The following is a 15,100-nucleotide window of genomic DNA, read 5'->3' as shown; positions in this document are numbered from 1 at the left end:
TCCTCGAACGGACGCGGAGATCAGGCCATCAGCTCGGCGAGGGTCCGCAGCGTCGCCGGGTCCGCCATGTTCGCGCTGATGACGTCGACGACGGTCGTCTCCCAGGCCTGCAGGTCGTCGCGGATCTTGTCCGCGGGGCCGATCAAAGCGACCTCCTCCACCATCCGCGTGCTGACCGTGGCGGTCGCCTCCGCGCGGTGGCCGTCCAGGTACAGCCGGGTGATCTTCTCGCACTCGGCCTCGTAGCCCAGCCGCGTGAACATGTTGCGGTGGAAGTTCACCTCGGCCGCGCCCATGCCGCCGATGTAGAGCGCCAGCAGCGGGCGCAGGCCGTCCGCCGCACGCTCCACGTCGTCGTCGACGCGCACGTTGACGTTGGCGACGACCGTGAACGACTCGGCCGTGTGGCGGGCGCCCGGACGGCCGAAGCCCTCGGCGAGTGCCGCGCGGTAGTACGCGTCGAGCTTGGGGCCGAAGAACATCGAGAGCCAGCCGTCGGCGATCTCGGCGGCGAGGGCGACGTTCTTCGGGCCCTGGGCGCCGAGGAAGATCGGGATTTCGGGCCGCCGCGGCCGGATGTTGGCCCGCAGCGGCTTTCCGAAACCGGTGCCGCCGGCCGCGGGAATCGTGTAGTGCTCCCCGTGGAACTCGACCGGGCCTTCGCGTGCGATCACCTTCCGCACGATCTCGACGTACTCTCTCGTCTGGTGCAAGGGCCTGCGGTACTGCTGCCCGTACCAGCCCTCGACCACCTGCGGCCCGCTTGACCCGAGGCCGAGGATGAACCGGCCATCGGACAGGTGATCCATGGTCATCGCGGCCATCGCGGACGCGGTGGGCGTGCGCGCCGCCATTTGCGTGCACGCGGTACCCAATGCCGGTCCGGTCGTTCGCGAACCCACCCACGCCAGTGGCGTCAGGCTGTCCGAGCCGTAGGACTCGGCGGCCCAGATCGAATGCAGGCCCAGCCGTTCGGCTTCCCGCGAGCTTTCGTCGAGGAACGGATGCGGTGCCGAACTCCAATACCCCATGTCCCAACCCAGGCGCACGCCATCCTCCTCGACGGTGATTGATCATTTTCGGCCAATTGCGGCGAACCTCCACCGTCAACGGCATCAAAGAGTTGCTTGATGAAACCACAGAGCGCCCAGCGGGGAAACCCTTTGACCTGCAAGATCAAGTGAAAAAACCTCGCTCTGTGACGCTTGCTCCCGTGCGATGGCTGTGGTTAGAGTTCTATGACGAAACGCACTTCATCCTCATGCGTGAGCCCATTCCCCTCGCGCCGGAGGGCACCGTCGCCCACACCGGAAGGAACGTGAATGAAGCTCGGAACTTCACTTCGCTTCATCTTCGCTGCGTCCGAGGAATCCCTGCGCAAGTACCACGAAATCGTCGTCGACCGCGGGGAGTTCAGCGACATCCCGCTGGGTGTCACCGACGTCCGGCTCCAGGCGAGGCAACTGCTCGAGATCGCGAAGACCGCCGCCGAGTGGAACTACGGGTTCCTGATGGTCGGCGACAGTCACGCCTCGTCGTACGCGAACGCTTTCGCGCCGACCCCGACGCTCGCGCGCATGCTCGCCGTCACCGGCGACATGCCCGTCGGCCTGCTCTACCTCGCGCCGTTCCACCACCCCGTGCTGGCCGCGGAGCAGGTGGGCACGCTCGCGGCATTCGCGCCGGAGCCGCTGACCCTGATCGTCGGCAACGGCGACGTGAGTGAGCAGTTCGACGCGTTCAAGATCGCCAAGGGGTCGCGCGGCCGGCGCAGCGAAGAGTTCATCACGGTCGTGCGCCGGCTCCTGGCCGGCGAGCGGTTCAGCCACGACGGCGAGTTCTTCCAGTTCGACGACCTGCAGATCAACCCGATCCCGAGTACCCCGGCGGAGATCTGGGTGGCCGCCATGGCCGGCAAGGCCGTCGAACGGGCCGGGCGGCTCGGCGACGCCTGGGAAACGGCCCCCGGAACGCCGCCGGAGGAACTGGAGAAACAACTCGAGCTCTACAGCCGGATCTGCTCGGAACACGGCCGCGTGCCCAAGGCGGTCCTGCGCCGCGACATCTTCGTGGCGGAAACGGACGAGAAGGCGTGGGAGGCGGTCGAACCGGTCGTGGCGGCCGGATATCGCGGATTCGGCCGCGAACGGGACACCTCACTGGTCGGGTCGGCGGAAACCGTCGTGAAACGGCTGGGTTTCTACCGCAAGATCGGGTTCGAAACGGTCCTGGTGCGCCACATCGTCGGCGATCACGGGCTGATCCTCGATTCCATGCGCCGGATCGGCGACAGCGTCATCCCGGCGATCGCAGACCTGTGATCGCCGGTTCGGAGCCAACAGGAGGAACGGGTGGAAGAAGAGCGCATCGCCATCATCGGTGGCACCGGGCCGCAGGGCAGAGGACTCGCCTACCGGCTGGCGCGGGCAGGTCGCCGGGTGGTGATCGGCTCGCGTGACGCGGCGCGCGCCGAGCAGGGCGCCCGGACGGTCAATGAGCGGCTCCCGGGCGCGGAATCCGTCACCTGGGCGGAAAACCGGGAAGCCGCGGCGGGTTCGCAGGTCGTCATCCTCGCCGTGCCGTACCGCGGCCACGCCGAGCTGGTGCGGTCGCTCGCGGGCTGCCTGGCCGGCAAGGTCATCGTGAGCTGTTGCAACCCGCTCGGGTTCGACCGGCGCGGCCCCTTCGGGCTGGACGTGCCGGACGGCAGCGCCGCGGAGGAGCTGCAGCTGCTCGTACCGGCGGCGCGGGTGGTGGGCGCGTTCCACCACCTGTCCGCGGTGACGCTCTGGAGCGCCAAGGAGGACCTCGCGGACGAGGACGTGCTGATGGTCGGCGACGACGAGCACGCGCTCGACGTCGCGGGCGAACTGTGCGCCGCCGTCACCGGGAAGCCCGGGGTCGTCGCCGGCCCGCTGCGGCTGGCCCGTCAGCTCGAACCCCTCACCGCCACGTTGATCAGCGTCAACAAGCGGTACCGCACCCAGGCCGGGGTGCGGCTCGTCGGGGTCAACCTCCCCGAGATCGACCAGGACGTGGACATCGCCTGAGCCGGACGCGCCGGCACACCAGGACAACTCGGCTGCGTCACCCGTGGCACAGCCGAACCTCAACCTCGCACAACGAAGTGGAGGTGGTCGGGCCATGAGCGAGCTCATGAGCACGATGCAGGATTTCCCGCTGACGATGGCGGCCATGCTGCGTCACGGCTACGACGTACACCCCGACAGCCCGGTCGTGAGCGGCTCCGCGGGGCGGGTGGTCCGGGAAACGGACTTCAGCACCGTCGCCGGGAACGCGGCCCGGCTGGCGACCGCACTGCGCGGCCTCGGCGTTCGGCCCGGCGACCGGGTCGGCACCTTCTGCTGCAACCACCAGCCCCATCTCGAAGCCTTCTACGGCGTACCGGCGATGGGCGCCGTGCTCCACCTGATCAATTCCCGCCTGTCGGACGAGCAGCTCGTCTACGTGATCGGTGACGCCGAGGACGGTGTGATCATCGTGGACGACGATCTGCTTCCCCGGCTCACCGCGCTGCTCCCGCGGCTCCCCTCGGTGCACACCCTCGTGGTGGCCGGCGAGGAGAGGGGAGAACACCCGGGTTACGGCGAACTGCTCGCGAGCGTCACGACCCCCGACAGTTGGCCGGAGCTGGACGAGCGGGCGCCGGCCGCGGTCTGCTACACGACCGGGACGACGGGACTGCCGAAGGGGGTGGTCTACAGCCACCGCTCGATCTGGCTGCACGCGCTCGCGATCAGCTCGGGCGCCGCGTTCGCGCTGTCCGACCGGGACCGGATCCTGCAGATCACCCCGATGTTCCACGTCAACGGCTGGGGCCTGCCACACGCGGCCCTGCTCACCGGCGCGGGGATCGTGCTCCCGGGTCGGGACGTGAGCGCCGCGGCGGTTGCGGCGCTGACCGCCGCGGCGAAGCCGACGCTGGCGGTTTCGATCCCGCTCATCTGGGCGCAGGTCAAGTCCTACGCGGAAACGCACCCGGTGGACCTGTCCTCTTTGGACTCCATCGTGTGCGCCGGCTCGTCGGTGGCTCCCGCTCTCATCGACTACTACGAGCGGGTGCACGGCACGAATCTCTTCCAGGGCTGGGGGATGACCGAGGTCAGCCCGTGGGGTGGGATCTCACTCCCCCCGGCGCGTGACCTGACCGATCCGGCGAAACCCTGGCGCGGCTGGTCCGGCCGGTTGCTGCCCGGCGTCGAGATGCGCGTCGTGGACGAGTTCGGCACCGTCCTGCCTCGCGACGGCGAGTCGGTCGGCGAACTGCAGATGCGCGGGCCGTGGGTCACCGGCTCGTACGTCGGAGGCACGAGCGAGGACCGCTTCAGCGCCGACGGCTGGCTGCGCACCGGCGATCTGGGTGCGCTTGATCGCCACGGGTACTTCCGGATCACCGACCGGTCGAAGGACGTCATCAAGTCCGGCGGCGAGTGGATTTCCTCGGTGGCGCTGGAGAACCACCTCGACGCCCACCCGGACGTGGCCGAGTCCGCGGTGATCGGCGTGCCCGACCCGCGCTGGGAGGAACGTCCGCTGGCGGTGATCGTCCTGACCGAGACGGCCACCGCGTCGATGGCCGACCTGCGAGGTCACCTGGCGGCGTCCGTGCCCCGCTGGTGGCTGCCCGAACGCTGGGTGCGGGCGGAAACGCTGCCTCGCACCAGCGTCGGCAAAATCGACAAAAAGCGGCTTCGCGCTGTCGCCGCTTCGGGGGAGCTGCACATCGAGCACGTGCCGGGCTCGGCACAGGTCGCCGGCGCGCCGGTGCCCGCTCTCCCGGCGTCGTTCCGGGACACCGAACCGATCGCGACCGCGCGTCACCGAGGAACCGGAGGCCTGTCATGAACTCGAACAACGCCCGCTTCCCCACGGGCTCACCGCCGGACGAGCCGGCGATCAGTCCCGCCGAGCTGAGGCGAGTGCGGATCGCGACCCTGCTGGGCCAGTCGACGGAGTGGTACGACTTCTTCCTCTACACGACCGCGGCGGCGCTCGTCTTCCCGCGGGTCTTCTTCAGCGCCTCGTTCAGCCCGCTCGCGGCGACGCTGTCCTCGTTCGCGACGATCGCGGTGGGGTTCGTGGCGCGTCCGGTGGGCGGCGCGCTGTTCGGCCATCTGGGCGATCGGCACGGCCGCAAGAAAGCGCTGGTCATCGCGCTGGCGCTGATGGCGACGGCGACTTTCGCCATCGGTGTGCTCCCCGGGTTCGCCGCGATCGGCATCGCCGCGCCGGCGGTCCTGCTCGTCCTGCGGATCAGCCAGGGGCTGGCCCTCGGCGGCCAATGGGGCGGCGCGGTCCTGCTCGCCACCGAGTACGCACCGCGGGGGAAGCGCGGCGCCTACGGCGCGTGGGCCCAGCTCGGGCTGCCGCTGGGACTGATCGTGTCCAGCGCCGCGTTCTTCGTGGCGGCGGGCGTCACCACCGCGGACGCCTTCTTCTCCTGGGGCTGGCGGGTTCCCTTCCTCCTCGGCGGCGTGCTCGTCGTCGTGGCTCTGCTCGTGCAGATGAGGATCGACGACACGCCCGCCTTCCGCCGCGCGGCGAAGGGACGCGGTGAAGTGCACCGGTCGCCGGTGCTGCAGGTGATCAGGGACCACCCCCGGCGCATCGTCGTGACCATCGGCGTTTTCCTGGTCGTGGGCGGGTCGTTCTACGTCTACACGACCGGCACGCTGGCCTACGCCACGCAGGCGCTGAAGATCTCGCGGAACACGATGCTGGTGTCGATCATGATCGGCGCCGCCGCGATGGCCGTGTCGATCGTGATCGCGTCGAGGCTGAGCGACCGGTGGGGCCGGCGCCGGGTGTTCCTCGTCGGCGCGATCGGGACGATCCTCTGGGCTTTCCCGTACTTCGCGCTGCTCGACTCCGCCGCACCGCCGGTCGTGGGGGTCGCGATCGCCGTCGCGATGTTCATCAACGGCGTGATGTACGGACCGACCGCGGCGCTGTTCTCGGAACTGTTCCCGGTGGCGGTGCGCTACAGCGGCGCTTCGCTCGGGTACCAGCTGTCGAACGTCGTCGGCGGCGGGTTCGCACCACTCGTGATGACCTCGCTGCTGGCGTCCACCGGGACCTCGGCCTCGGTGGCCGGCTACGTGATCGTGATGGGCCTCATCACGATCGGGGCGTTGCTCGCTCTGAGGCCTTCGTGGTCGGGGCAGGGTGAGGCTCGGACCGCCCGAGCCGGTGACCCGGGCCGGGAGATCCCGGCACCGTCGGCGGGCTTCGGCTCGGGCTGATCATGAATTCCGCGAACGCTCGAGGATGACAGTTCTTTGATCGAATGCTCATCCTCGAGCGCCGGTGGGCCACGGGCGGCGGAAGTGCTGACAGTGCATGTTTTCCCGCCGCGAGCACAGCGATTTCTTCCCCCTTCAGTACCGGTCTCACCCGAGGTATAGTTGCATCATGCGCAGGAAGAGCTTTGCTGATTTCGACTGTTCGATCGCCCAGACGCTCGAGGTCGTCGGCGAGTGGTGGACGTTGCTCATCGTCCGCGACCTGTTCGGGTTCAAAGGGCACTACCGGTTCGAGGAGCTGCAGGAGGACCTGGGCATCTCCCGGAACATCCTCACCGAGCGCCTCGACGGGCTGATCCGCAACGGTGTGGTCGAGAAGCGGGCGTACCAGGAGAATCCGCCCCGGTACGAGTACCACCTCACCCGCAAGGGCAAGGACCTGTTCCCGATCATCATGGAGCTGCTGAACTGGGGCGACAAGTGGGCGTCCGGCCCCGACGGCCCCCCGGTGCTGCTGCACCACACCACGTGCGGCCACGACGCCCGCGCGGTCGAGACGTGCTCGCACTGCGGTGAGCCGTTCACCGGGCGGACGGTCGAAGGGCGCGATGCCCCGTACGTCGAGCAGAAGGGGAGGCGATTCGCCTCCTGATCCGGGCTCACGGCGAACCCCGATCCGGGCCCCGTCATCGCGACCACGCGATGGCGGGGCCTTTTTGCGGAGCGGATTGGTGCGGGCAAAGGGAATTCACGAAAAGAAGACGGCTTTCAGTGCATTGTGAAGGTACCTTGTAAGTTCTATAATAGAACTAACTGACAATTCGATCAAGGAGCGGCTCCGATGATGTATGCCGATCTTCCGACCGCCCGGGCCACCGTCGAAATCAGCGCCACCCCCGAAGCGGTCTGGGCTCTCGTCAGCGACATCCACCTGATGGTGAAACTCAGCGAAGAGCTGCTGGAAGTGACCTGGCTCGACGATGCGGGCGAACCCGGCGTCGGCAAGAGGTTCCGGGGGCGCAGCTTCCACGAAGCGCTGGGGGAGTGGGAATCGACTTCAAGGGTAATCGAGTTCGAGCCGAACTCCGCGTTCACGTGGGAGGTCAACGCCGGCCAGGATGAGCGGCCGTCGTCGGTGTGGGGGTTCTCCCTCGGGTCGTGCCCGGTGGGCACCGAGCTGAGCCAGTGGGGGCAGATGGGCCCGGGCCGATCCGGCCTCAACCACGCGATCGACCGTCTCCCGCACAAGGAGGGGAAGATCGTCGCCAACCGGCTCGGGGAGTTCCAGGCCGGGCTGGAGTCGAACCTGCGCCTCATCAAGGAGCTGGCCGAGGGAGCGCGCTGATGCGTACCGCGACGACGATCGAAGCGCTGGTCGGTTCTTGGCAGGACAACGTCACGCTGGCCGTGGAGGCGGAAAAGCTCGGCCTCGACATCTGCTGGATCTCGGAGGCCTGGGGCTCGGACGCGCCGTCGCCGCTCGGGTATCTGGCCGCGCGGACGGACCGCATGCTCCTCGGCAGCGGCACGATCCAGCTGGCGACGCGCACGCCGACGCTGATCGCGACCACGGCGATGACGCTCGCGGAGCTGTCCGGCGGCCGGTTCGTGCTCGGCCTGGGCAGCTCCGGCCCGCAGGTCGTGGAGGGCATGCACGGCGTGCCGTTCGACCGGCCGCTGCGCCGGATGCGGGAGACGGTCGACATCGTCCGGCAGGTGTTCGCCGGCGGCAAGATCAAGCACGAGGGCGAGGTCTTCTCCGTGCCGCGCGCCGGCGGCGAGGGCGTCCCGATGCGCACCTCGCTGCCGGCGAACCCGGACATCCCGATCTACATCGCCGCGTTGATGCCGAAGATGCTCGAGCTGGCCGGTGAGATCGCGGACGGCTGGCTGGGCAGCAGCTTCGTGCCCGAGGGTGCTTCCGCCTACCTCGACGCGCTGACCGCCGGAGCAGCGCGTGGGGGGCGGACACTCGCCGAACTCGATCTCTGCCAGGGAGCCGAGGTGAATTTCGTCGAGGACGAAGGACAGCTCGCCGCAGTGGCCGCGACGCGCAAGAAGGATCTCGCCTTCAGCCTCGGCGGAATGGGCTCGGCCACCACGAACTTCTACAACAGCGCCTACAGCCGGCAGGGGTGGTCGGAGATCGCCGCCGAGGTCCGGGATCTCTGGCAGGCGGGGCGGCGCGCGGATGCGACCGCGCTGATCACCGACGACATGATCTTCGCGACCACGCTGATCGGCACCGAGCGCATGGTGCGGGATCGGCTGACCGCGTGGCAGGACCGCGGCATCACGACGGTGCGGTTCTATCCGGCGGGAGCGACCGTCGCGGAGAAGGTGGACAACCTCGGCCGGGCGATCGACCTCGCCCACGCCCTCGCGTGACGGTGCGCTCGCGGCCCGACCTCGCCGGCCTGCTCGGCCGGGCGCGGATGACCGTCGGCGCGACCACGTCCCTGACCGGCGACACGCTGAGCGGTTCGGGGGTGGCGGTCTGGTCGGGCGAGGCGAGCGTCACGATCGCGTCGGCGGACCGCGCCGAGGCCGAGGGGGCGTTCCTGTCGGAGTGCCGCGCGGCCGACGGCAGCGTGACAGGCACGTTCTTCGAAGCGGGCGGGCTCCTCGTCGACCTCCAGAACGCGGGCGATGTCGTCGCCAAACTGGCCGACCACAGCGGCTTCACCGCGTTCGGCGTTCTCTTCGGTGAGCCGGACGGTTCCGGGTACGGCCGGCTCTCCGAAGCACTCGACGGGACGATCACGGCGTCGGGCAGCCACGTCGTCCTCATCGGACACGTGGTGCTCGCACCGGCGTGGCGAGGTTCCGGCGGCGTCGGCAGGCTTCTGACGAGCCGGCTGCTGCCGTGGCTGTGTGCCGAGCCCCGCCTGATCGCGGTGGCGCCGACCGTGACCACCCGCGGCCCGGTGCCCTGCCGCGCCCGCAGGATCTGGGCCTCCCTCGGTTTCCGCCCCTACGGCAACCACATCTGGATCCTCGACCCGGCGACGTCCGACCACGACGACGCCGTCTTCGACCTCGAGACCCGTTTGCCGGGCGCCTGAATCACCGAGCGCGAGGGCGCTAGCATGCGGTGCGCTTCTAGAAACCGCTTCGCTGACGAAGTCGTCGGCGCGCTCGTCGTAGCCGGGGCCCGGAAGGACGATGAGGTCGGCCGGTGCGATCGTGCGGCCGCACGCCGTGCACGACCCGTCCGGCGCGAGGAGGCCGGAGTCCTGCACGTGGCGGAACTCCCGGCGCGGGCCGTTCTCCGAGCAGTGTTCGTCGCCCCCGGCGAACAGGTCGCGGACGACCGGCCACAGGTCCACACCTTTGCCCGTCAGGACGTACTCGCGGTAACGATGGCTGCCGGGCCTGGTCTCGCGGCCGAAGTCCGGCACCGCGTCACCCTGCCCGACGGCGGCCGGCGCGTGATCCCGCACCCGAAGCCCGGCCCGCGGCTCACTCCGGTGGACCCCGTCGCGGTCGAACCGCGGGAGTTCGCCGGCCGGACTCGCCGCGTGCCTCTGGGCGAGGTGGCGGGCGCCCGCCCCGGCGACAAGGGCGGCAGCGCCAACATCGGCCTCTGGACCCGAACCGGCGCGGAGTACGAATGGCTCCGTCGCTACCTCGACGAAACTCGCTTCCGAGCCATGCTGCCCGAAGCGGCCGCCCTCGAGGTCCGACGCTTCGAAACTGCCGAACCTGCGGGCGCTCGACTTCGTGGTGGTCGGTCTCCTCGGTGAGGGCGTCCCCGCGTCGGTCCGCCCCGATTCCCAGGCCAAAGGCTTGGGTGAGTACCTGCGCGGCCGCGCCGTCGATGTCCCAGAAGAGTTCTCCGAGGGGTGACGGTCAGCGGACGTGGACCTCGTGGGAATCAATGCCGCTGAGACCAGCCAGAGCCCTGAGTGCCTCCCGACGTAGCCCTGGGCAAGCCAGTACGGCACGGAGTCGACGGCGTCGAAGGCCTCGGGCTTTCAGTGAGCGGGGGACCGTTGGCGGGGCGGCTCGCCCGCGGGGTCAGGGGAGGGCGGCGACCAGCACGGCGAAGGCGGTGATCAGGACGCCGACGCGAAAGTAGTGGAAGCGGTCCCAGCGGTTCATCTGCTCTTTCCAGTCCGCGGGCCGGTTCTCGGGGGTCCACGTCTTGCCGCGGTTGTTGATCGGGACGAGCAGCAGGAGCGACATGATCACGCTCACGACCAGCAGCGCGGCGCCGATGACGACGAGGCCGGTGCCGGGGTGATGCCATGCGGCGACGGCCCAGATCGCGCTCAGCACGAGCGAGCCGATGTACCAGAACGGCATGAGCGCGCCGAGCATCCGGCCGCCGTGGGCGCGGCCGAGCTGGCTGCTGTCGTCGGGGAGTCGGTTGAGGATGGGGTTGATGACGAAGGCGACGGAGAACTCCACCCCCACCATCAGGCCGACGACCACGATGGTGAAGACCTCGAGCGTGCTGAGCATGGTGACCTTTCCGGAATCTAGTGGCGCTAGATGATGAAGCAACGCTAGTACTACTGCCGCTCGGTTGTCTAGCGGTGCTAGACTCCGGACATGTCGGTACAGGAACGCAAGCAGCGCGAACGGGCGGACCGCGAGCGGCTCATCGTGGCGACGGCCCGCGAGCTCGCCGAGCAGCAGGGCTGGGACGCGGTCACCACCCGTCTGCTCGCCGAGCGCATCGAGTACAGCCAGCCGGTGCTCTACAGCCATTTCCGCGGCAAGCGCGAGATCATCGGCGCCGTCGCCCTCGAGGGTGCCGCCGAGCTGGCCGCGACGCTGCGGGCCGCGACCTCCGCCGTGGACGGCCCGCGCGCCCGGGTCACCGCGCTCGCCCGGGCCTACCTCGACTTCGCCGAGCGCAACCCGGCGGTCTACGACGCCATGTTCCAGCTCGACGGGGGCCTGATCTTCGCGAACGAGGACACCCCGGAGCCGCTGAAGGACGCCTTCGGGGCCCTGCTGGAAAGCCTCGGCGAGGTCGCCGGCGACGGTGTCCACCCGGGACTGTTCACCGAGCTGTTCTGGGCCGCCCTGCACGGGCTGGCCACCCTGACCCGAGCGGGCCGGCTGCCGCCGGCGGAGACCGAGCAGCGGACGCGGCTGCTGGTGGACCGGCTCGCCGTGCTCTGACGCGCCACGCATCCGGCGTCGTCGGTTCCCGCGGTCTCGCGCGCGGTCAATCGCCCGGCCCCGGCCCCGGCCCCGGCCCTGGCCCCGGACCCGGACCTGGCGCCGCCCGCGGAAGCGGCGGTGCATTGATCCCCATCCGGTGCGGGCCCCGGGGCGGGCATGCCGGCCGTCACCGGCCCCGTCCGCGATGCGGTCGAGATCGGCAAGGTTCGTCGTCGCGGCGTTCCCCTGCGGTACGCCGAAGGCCGGCCTCGTCGGCGTCCGCACGCCGCTCCCGGCCAACGGCGGTTGACAAATAGTCCTACCAATAGTCCATACTGCCAAAGTCCGATTCCGCACTCACGCCGAGGTGAGTCGCCGCCCCGTGCGGGCCGGTGGCCGCCCTGACCGAAGGGACGGGTATGGACGTGTGGCGTTCGATCTCACGGCCGCTCACAGCCCTGCTCGCCGCCGGACTCGTGGTCGCCGCGTGCGCCGCGTGCGGTGGCGCGGCGGACGACTCGGCGGCGCAGGCCGCGGCCGACAAGCTGAGCCCCGCCCAGCTGGCGGCCGCCGCGGCCAAGGAGGGGTCCGTCGTCTGGTACACGACGTTCGCGGACACCGATGTGCAGCCCATCATCGCCGACTTCACGAAGGCGTATCCGAACGTCAAGGTGAACGCGTTGCGTCCCAGTGCATCCGAGCTGCCGCAGCGCATCATCACCGAACAGCGTGGCGGGAAGTACAACGCGGACGTCGTCTCCGGTGAGGGGCCGCAGATCGCCCAGCTCGTGCAGGCCGGCGCGTTGCAGCCGTACCAGCCGAAGGACGCGCCGCTACTGCCGGACGGCCTGACGCTGCCGGCCGGGTACCGGGGCGTCGTCTACGTGCTCACCACGGTCCTGTCGTGGAATCCGGCCGTCGTGGCACAGCGCGGGCTGACGGCACCGAAGTCGTGGGAGGACCTGACGCAGCCCGAATGGAAGGGCCAGTTCTCGATCGACCCCTACGCGGTGAACTGGTACGACAGCCTGATCGTCGCCATGGGGCACGACAAGGCGCTGGCGCTGCTGAAGGCGCTCGGGGCGAACTCACCGCGCTTCGTGCAGAGCCACACCGTGTCGCTGACGAACGTCCAGGCGGGCGAGCCGCCCGTCGCGGCGACCGCGTACGGCTACAAGGCCTCGGCGCTGAAGCGGAAGACCCCGGGTGAGCTCGACTTCGCCAACGGCACCCCGCTGCCGGCTTCGCTCAGCCTCATCGACGTCGTCAAGAACTCGCCGCACCCCGACGCCGCCCGGCTTTTCGACGACTGGATCGTCTCGAAGGCCGGCCAGGAAGCCGTCGTCCGGATCACCAACCACACCTCGATCCGGAAGGACGTCACGAACGACCCCGCTGTCTGGGACCCGGCCGCCTGGGCCCCGGCCTGGAGCCATCCCGTGCTCGCGCAGGCGGACTACAACAACTACCTCGCGGAGTTGAAGGCCGCGCTTCGCGCGCCATGACGCGGAAAGGCGAAACCCGCTGACGCCGGCCGGGCGTGGCGCCCGGCCGGGAACCCGTCAGGCCGGCAGCGAAGACAGCGGCACGGCGAACACCGAACGTCCGCAAGTCTGGCCCTGGGCGGAACAGTCCGTGGTCGACCATTCCGACTGCGACCACACCAGGCCGGTCGACCAGTCGTAGGTCAAGGCTTCCGGATGAACTGCCCAGCAGGCCGTCGTGGCGGGCGAGCCGCAGGTCGACGAACTGCTCGCGGTGGTCGTCTGGGCCCAGAGCTGGCCGTTGAGCGTGGCGGAGCTGTGGGAGACGTACCACTTGCCGTTGTGCGAGAGCACGCCCTGCATGTTGCCGACGGAGCTGCGGAAGGCCTCGGTGGCGGGGGTGGTGCCCGTGCTCGCCAGGAGGTAGTCGGCGCCGGTGGGGTAGCGGTAGAGGCGGCCGTGGAGGGATTGGTCGGCGAAGTACTCCGTGGTGACGATGCTGGCGGGCGAGGTGGTGCGGTCCAGGGACATCGAGGAGAAGCAGGGGACGCCGGTGTCGGAGGACATGCTGCAGGTGCCGCCCGCGTAGGTGTAGTAGCCGATTTGCATCATGGCGTACTTGTAGGTGTAGGCGGCGTACCCGCCGGAGGTCTTGCCGATCGCGTTGGACGTCGTGTCGGTCATCTGCAGGATGTGTTTCGTGCTGAACACACGGATGGCGGTGGAAGTGTTGCCGACGGCGGTCACGTAGATCTTGTCGCCGTACCAGGCCATGCCGCCCATGTGCGCTTTCGCGGCGGTGAAACTCGAGCCGGTGCTGTTGGGGACGGCGAGGTACACCATGCGGTTGGTGGGGGCGGCCGGGTTGTCGTAGTCGACGGCCATGATGCGGGCGTCGTCGTAGCGGCCGAGGGCGTCGCCGCTGTGCCAGCCGGACAGGATGATCTTGTCGGCGCCCCACATGCCGTCGTCGTCGGCGTCGCCGGAGGTGGTGATGCCCTGGGGCACCCAGGTGGCGCTGTTCGCACGGTCGGTGTCCCAGCAGAACGACGTGGTGGCCACCGGGGCCTTCGGCAGTGCGGCTTTTTCGGCGGCGGTGCAGCCGGTGGTGGGGTAGCTGGGGTCGTTGACGACCGTGTTGAGGCTGACGTTGGGCAGCGCGTTGTCGAGCGCCGTCAACGCGGCGGTCGGGGTGGCGTGCCAGATCAGGCTCTGTTTCGTCGTGGTGGTCAGGGGATCGCTGTACGCGGCGCTGGCGGTACCGGGAATCGCGAGCGCGCCGGCGGCGACGGCGAGCACGAGGAGGAGCACTCGGGGAATTCGCATGAGAACCATTTCTGCATGCGATTCGGGAAAGTGTCAAACCGTGGCGGGAAACGAGTTTGTACGATTCTTGTACAATTCTTCGCTAGGAATAGTCTGGGGTCTTATCGGTGTTTTCGGGCGGAACCCGTGCCCGGTGGCGACGATGTGAGCCCCGCCGGGGTGGGTGTGACGCCGAGGCTGAGTGCAGGCGACCTCCGTATCGGATGAAACCGTATCAACCGAGGTAGAGTGTGGGCATGAGTGGGAAGTCGCGGGCCACCGGTCGGCCGGGGGACGATTCACCGTTCGCGCTGGGGTTGCTGCTGCGCCGGGCGCACGCGCGGGTGGCGGGCACGATGACGGCCGCCATGCGGTCGCACGGACTGGACCTGCGGCACTTCGCCGTGCTGATCATCCTGGTGGATCGCGGGCCGACGACGCAGCGGGACCTGGTCGAGGCGACGCGCTCGGACAAAGCCGGGATCATGCGGGTCGTCGACGACCTGGAGGAGAAGGGGTTCGCAGTCCGCAAGGCGGTGCCGGGGGACCGGCGCGTGCGCGAGGTCGAGATCACCGAGGCGGGGCTGAAGGCGTTCGACGCGGCCCACGAAGACGCGGTGGGGCCGGCTCAGGAACTGGTGGCGCACCTGCGGCCGGGGGAGCCGGCGAAGCTGATGGATCTGCTGACGCGGTTCACGTATCCGGAGTGAGCGGCTGGTCCGCTGAGAAATACCCGGGGCGTTCGCGAGGCCGGGGTCGACGCTGTCACCGCACAGCCGGCAGCGGCCACCGTCCCCCGGCCGCGGGACACGGTGACCGCCGGCCGGGGTCAGGGCTTCGGCTTGTATTCGCGCAGGAGGCCGCGGCTGATGATGGTTTTCTGGATTTCGCTGGTGCCTTCGCCGATGAGCAGGAACGGTGCCTCGCGCA

15 protein-coding genes are annotated in these 15,100 nt (G+C 69.4%); 12 read left to right on the top strand and 3 right to left on the bottom strand.

Translation table 11 applies throughout. From position 1 onward, the window contains the following. Positions 1 to 20 precede the first annotated feature (20 nt). Positions 21 to 1,049, bottom strand: coding sequence for an LLM class F420-dependent oxidoreductase (locus AB0K15_RS45930; RefSeq protein WP_364067097.1), 1,029 nt, complete (start codon positions 1,047 to 1,049; stop codon positions 21 to 23). A gap of 273 nt (positions 1,050 to 1,322) precedes the next feature. On the opposite strand from AB0K15_RS45930, the gene AB0K15_RS45925 reads away from it, so the two are divergent. The 9 genes from AB0K15_RS45925 to AB0K15_RS45885 all read left to right on the top strand — a co-directional run bounded on the left by AB0K15_RS45925 (position 1,323) and on the right by AB0K15_RS45885 (position 10,009). After that, complete coding sequence (locus AB0K15_RS45925; protein ID WP_364067095.1) at positions 1,323 to 2,321, top strand: LLM class flavin-dependent oxidoreductase; 999 nt, start codon at positions 1,323 to 1,325, stop codon at positions 2,319 to 2,321. A gap of 30 nt (positions 2,322 to 2,351) precedes the next feature. After that, positions 2,352 to 3,050: an NADPH-dependent F420 reductase gene (gene npdG, locus AB0K15_RS45920; protein WP_364067093.1), complete on the top strand. Its 699-nt coding sequence runs from the start codon at positions 2,352 to 2,354 to the stop codon at positions 3,048 to 3,050. A gap of 94 nt (positions 3,051 to 3,144) precedes the next feature. Next, entirely contained in the window at positions 3,145 to 4,866 is a 1,722-nt protein-coding gene (locus AB0K15_RS45915; protein WP_364067090.1) for a long-chain-fatty-acid--CoA ligase, read from the top strand. Then, the gene (locus tag AB0K15_RS45910; protein WP_364067088.1) at positions 4,863 to 6,263 is read left to right on the top strand and encodes an MFS transporter; all 1,401 of its coding nucleotides are present in this window, start codon (positions 4,863 to 4,865) and stop codon (positions 6,261 to 6,263) included. Before AB0K15_RS45915 ends, AB0K15_RS45910 begins: the two co-directional genes overlap by 4 nt. A 169-nt stretch (positions 6,264 to 6,432) precedes the next feature. Continuing rightward, a complete protein-coding gene (locus AB0K15_RS45905) occupies positions 6,433 to 6,915 on the top strand; it encodes a helix-turn-helix domain-containing protein (protein WP_364067086.1) in 483 nt (160 codons plus the stop codon). A 192-nt stretch (positions 6,916 to 7,107) separates the two neighbouring features. Next, on the top strand, positions 7,108 to 7,608 hold the full coding sequence (locus AB0K15_RS45900; RefSeq protein ID WP_364067084.1) for an SRPBCC family protein: 501 nt from the start codon (positions 7,108 to 7,110) through the stop codon (positions 7,606 to 7,608). After that, positions 7,608 to 8,651, top strand: coding sequence for an LLM class flavin-dependent oxidoreductase (locus AB0K15_RS45895; RefSeq protein WP_364067082.1), 1,044 nt, complete (start codon positions 7,608 to 7,610; stop codon positions 8,649 to 8,651). The genes AB0K15_RS45900 and AB0K15_RS45895 overlap by 1 nt, the downstream gene beginning before the upstream one ends. Beyond that, positions 8,648 to 9,328, top strand: coding sequence for a hypothetical protein (locus AB0K15_RS45890; protein ID WP_364067080.1), 681 nt, complete (start codon positions 8,648 to 8,650; stop codon positions 9,326 to 9,328). Before AB0K15_RS45895 ends, AB0K15_RS45890 begins: the two co-directional genes overlap by 4 nt. Positions 9,329 to 9,625: 297 nt before the next feature. Beyond that, complete coding sequence (locus AB0K15_RS45885; protein WP_364067078.1) at positions 9,626 to 10,009, top strand: hypothetical protein; 384 nt, start codon at positions 9,626 to 9,628, stop codon at positions 10,007 to 10,009. Between the two features lie 274 nt (positions 10,010 to 10,283). Here the strand turns inward: AB0K15_RS45885 and AB0K15_RS45880 are convergent, their stop codons facing one another. Next, a complete protein-coding gene (locus AB0K15_RS45880; RefSeq protein WP_364067074.1) occupies positions 10,284 to 10,730 on the bottom strand; it encodes a DUF1772 domain-containing protein in 447 nt (148 codons plus the stop codon). A gap of 90 nt (positions 10,731 to 10,820) precedes the next feature. On the opposite strand from AB0K15_RS45880, the gene AB0K15_RS45875 reads away from it, so the two are divergent. Both AB0K15_RS45875 and AB0K15_RS45870 read left to right on the top strand, forming a co-directional pair. Next, on the top strand, positions 10,821 to 11,399 hold the full coding sequence (locus AB0K15_RS45875) for a TetR/AcrR family transcriptional regulator (protein WP_364067070.1): 579 nt from the start codon (positions 10,821 to 10,823) through the stop codon (positions 11,397 to 11,399). Positions 11,400 to 11,800: 401 nt separating this feature from the next. Next, positions 11,801 to 12,886 carry an extracellular solute-binding protein gene (locus AB0K15_RS45870; protein WP_364067065.1) on the top strand — a complete coding sequence of 362 codons (1,086 nt, stop codon included), beginning with the start codon at positions 11,801 to 11,803 and terminating at the stop codon, positions 12,884 to 12,886. Between the two features lie 57 nt (positions 12,887 to 12,943). On the opposite strand, the gene AB0K15_RS45865 is transcribed toward AB0K15_RS45870, so the two are convergent. Next, entirely contained in the window at positions 12,944 to 14,200 is a 1,257-nt protein-coding gene (locus AB0K15_RS45865; RefSeq protein WP_364067060.1) for a hypothetical protein, read from the bottom strand. A 227-nt stretch (positions 14,201 to 14,427) separates the two neighbouring features. Here AB0K15_RS45865 and AB0K15_RS45860 point away from each other — a divergent pair, with 227 nt between their 5' ends. After that, positions 14,428 to 14,880 carry a MarR family transcriptional regulator gene (locus tag AB0K15_RS45860; protein WP_364067055.1) on the top strand — a complete coding sequence of 151 codons (453 nt, stop codon included), beginning with the start codon at positions 14,428 to 14,430 and terminating at the stop codon, positions 14,878 to 14,880. Positions 14,881 to 15,100 lie beyond the last annotated feature (220 nt).

Origin of the sequence: Amycolatopsis sp. NPDC049253 (assembly GCF_040678995.1) — a bacterium.
Taxonomy (GTDB): Bacteria; Actinomycetota; Actinomycetes; order Mycobacteriales; family Pseudonocardiaceae; genus Amycolatopsis.
Note: the sequence above shows the minus strand (reverse complement) of the source record. Positions and strands in the feature narration are given on the sequence as shown.

What these genes read in the sequence shown, in the direction of transcription:
- AB0K15_RS45925 (WP_364067095.1), top strand. Translation starts at nt 1,323, where the DNA reads ATGAAGCTCGGAACTTCACTTCGCTTCATCTTCGCTGCGTCCGAGGAA.
- AB0K15_RS45915 (WP_364067090.1), top strand. Translation starts at nt 3,145, where the DNA reads ATGAGCGAGCTCATGAGCACGATGCAGGATTTCCCGCTGACGATGGCG.
- AB0K15_RS45910 (WP_364067088.1), top strand. Translation starts at nt 4,863, where the DNA reads ATGAACTCGAACAACGCCCGCTTCCCCACGGGCTCACCGCCGGACGAG.
- AB0K15_RS45905 (WP_364067086.1), top strand. Translation starts at nt 6,433, where the DNA reads ATGCGCAGGAAGAGCTTTGCTGATTTCGACTGTTCGATCGCCCAGACG.
- AB0K15_RS45900 (WP_364067084.1), top strand. Translation starts at nt 7,108, where the DNA reads ATGTATGCCGATCTTCCGACCGCCCGGGCCACCGTCGAAATCAGCGCC.
- AB0K15_RS45895 (WP_364067082.1), top strand. Translation starts at nt 7,608, where the DNA reads ATGCGTACCGCGACGACGATCGAAGCGCTGGTCGGTTCTTGGCAGGAC.
- AB0K15_RS45885 (WP_364067078.1), top strand. Translation starts at nt 9,626, where the DNA reads ATGGCTGCCGGGCCTGGTCTCGCGGCCGAAGTCCGGCACCGCGTCACC.
- AB0K15_RS45880 (WP_364067074.1), bottom strand. Translation starts at nt 10,730, where the DNA reads ATGCTCAGCACGCTCGAGGTCTTCACCATCGTGGTCGTCGGCCTGATG.
- AB0K15_RS45875 (WP_364067070.1), top strand. Translation starts at nt 10,821, where the DNA reads ATGTCGGTACAGGAACGCAAGCAGCGCGAACGGGCGGACCGCGAGCGG.
- AB0K15_RS45870 (WP_364067065.1), top strand. Translation starts at nt 11,801, where the DNA reads ATGGACGTGTGGCGTTCGATCTCACGGCCGCTCACAGCCCTGCTCGCC.
- AB0K15_RS45865 (WP_364067060.1), bottom strand. Translation starts at nt 14,200, where the DNA reads ATGGTTCTCATGCGAATTCCCCGAGTGCTCCTCCTCGTGCTCGCCGTC.
- AB0K15_RS45860 (WP_364067055.1), top strand. Translation starts at nt 14,428, where the DNA reads ATGAGTGGGAAGTCGCGGGCCACCGGTCGGCCGGGGGACGATTCACCG.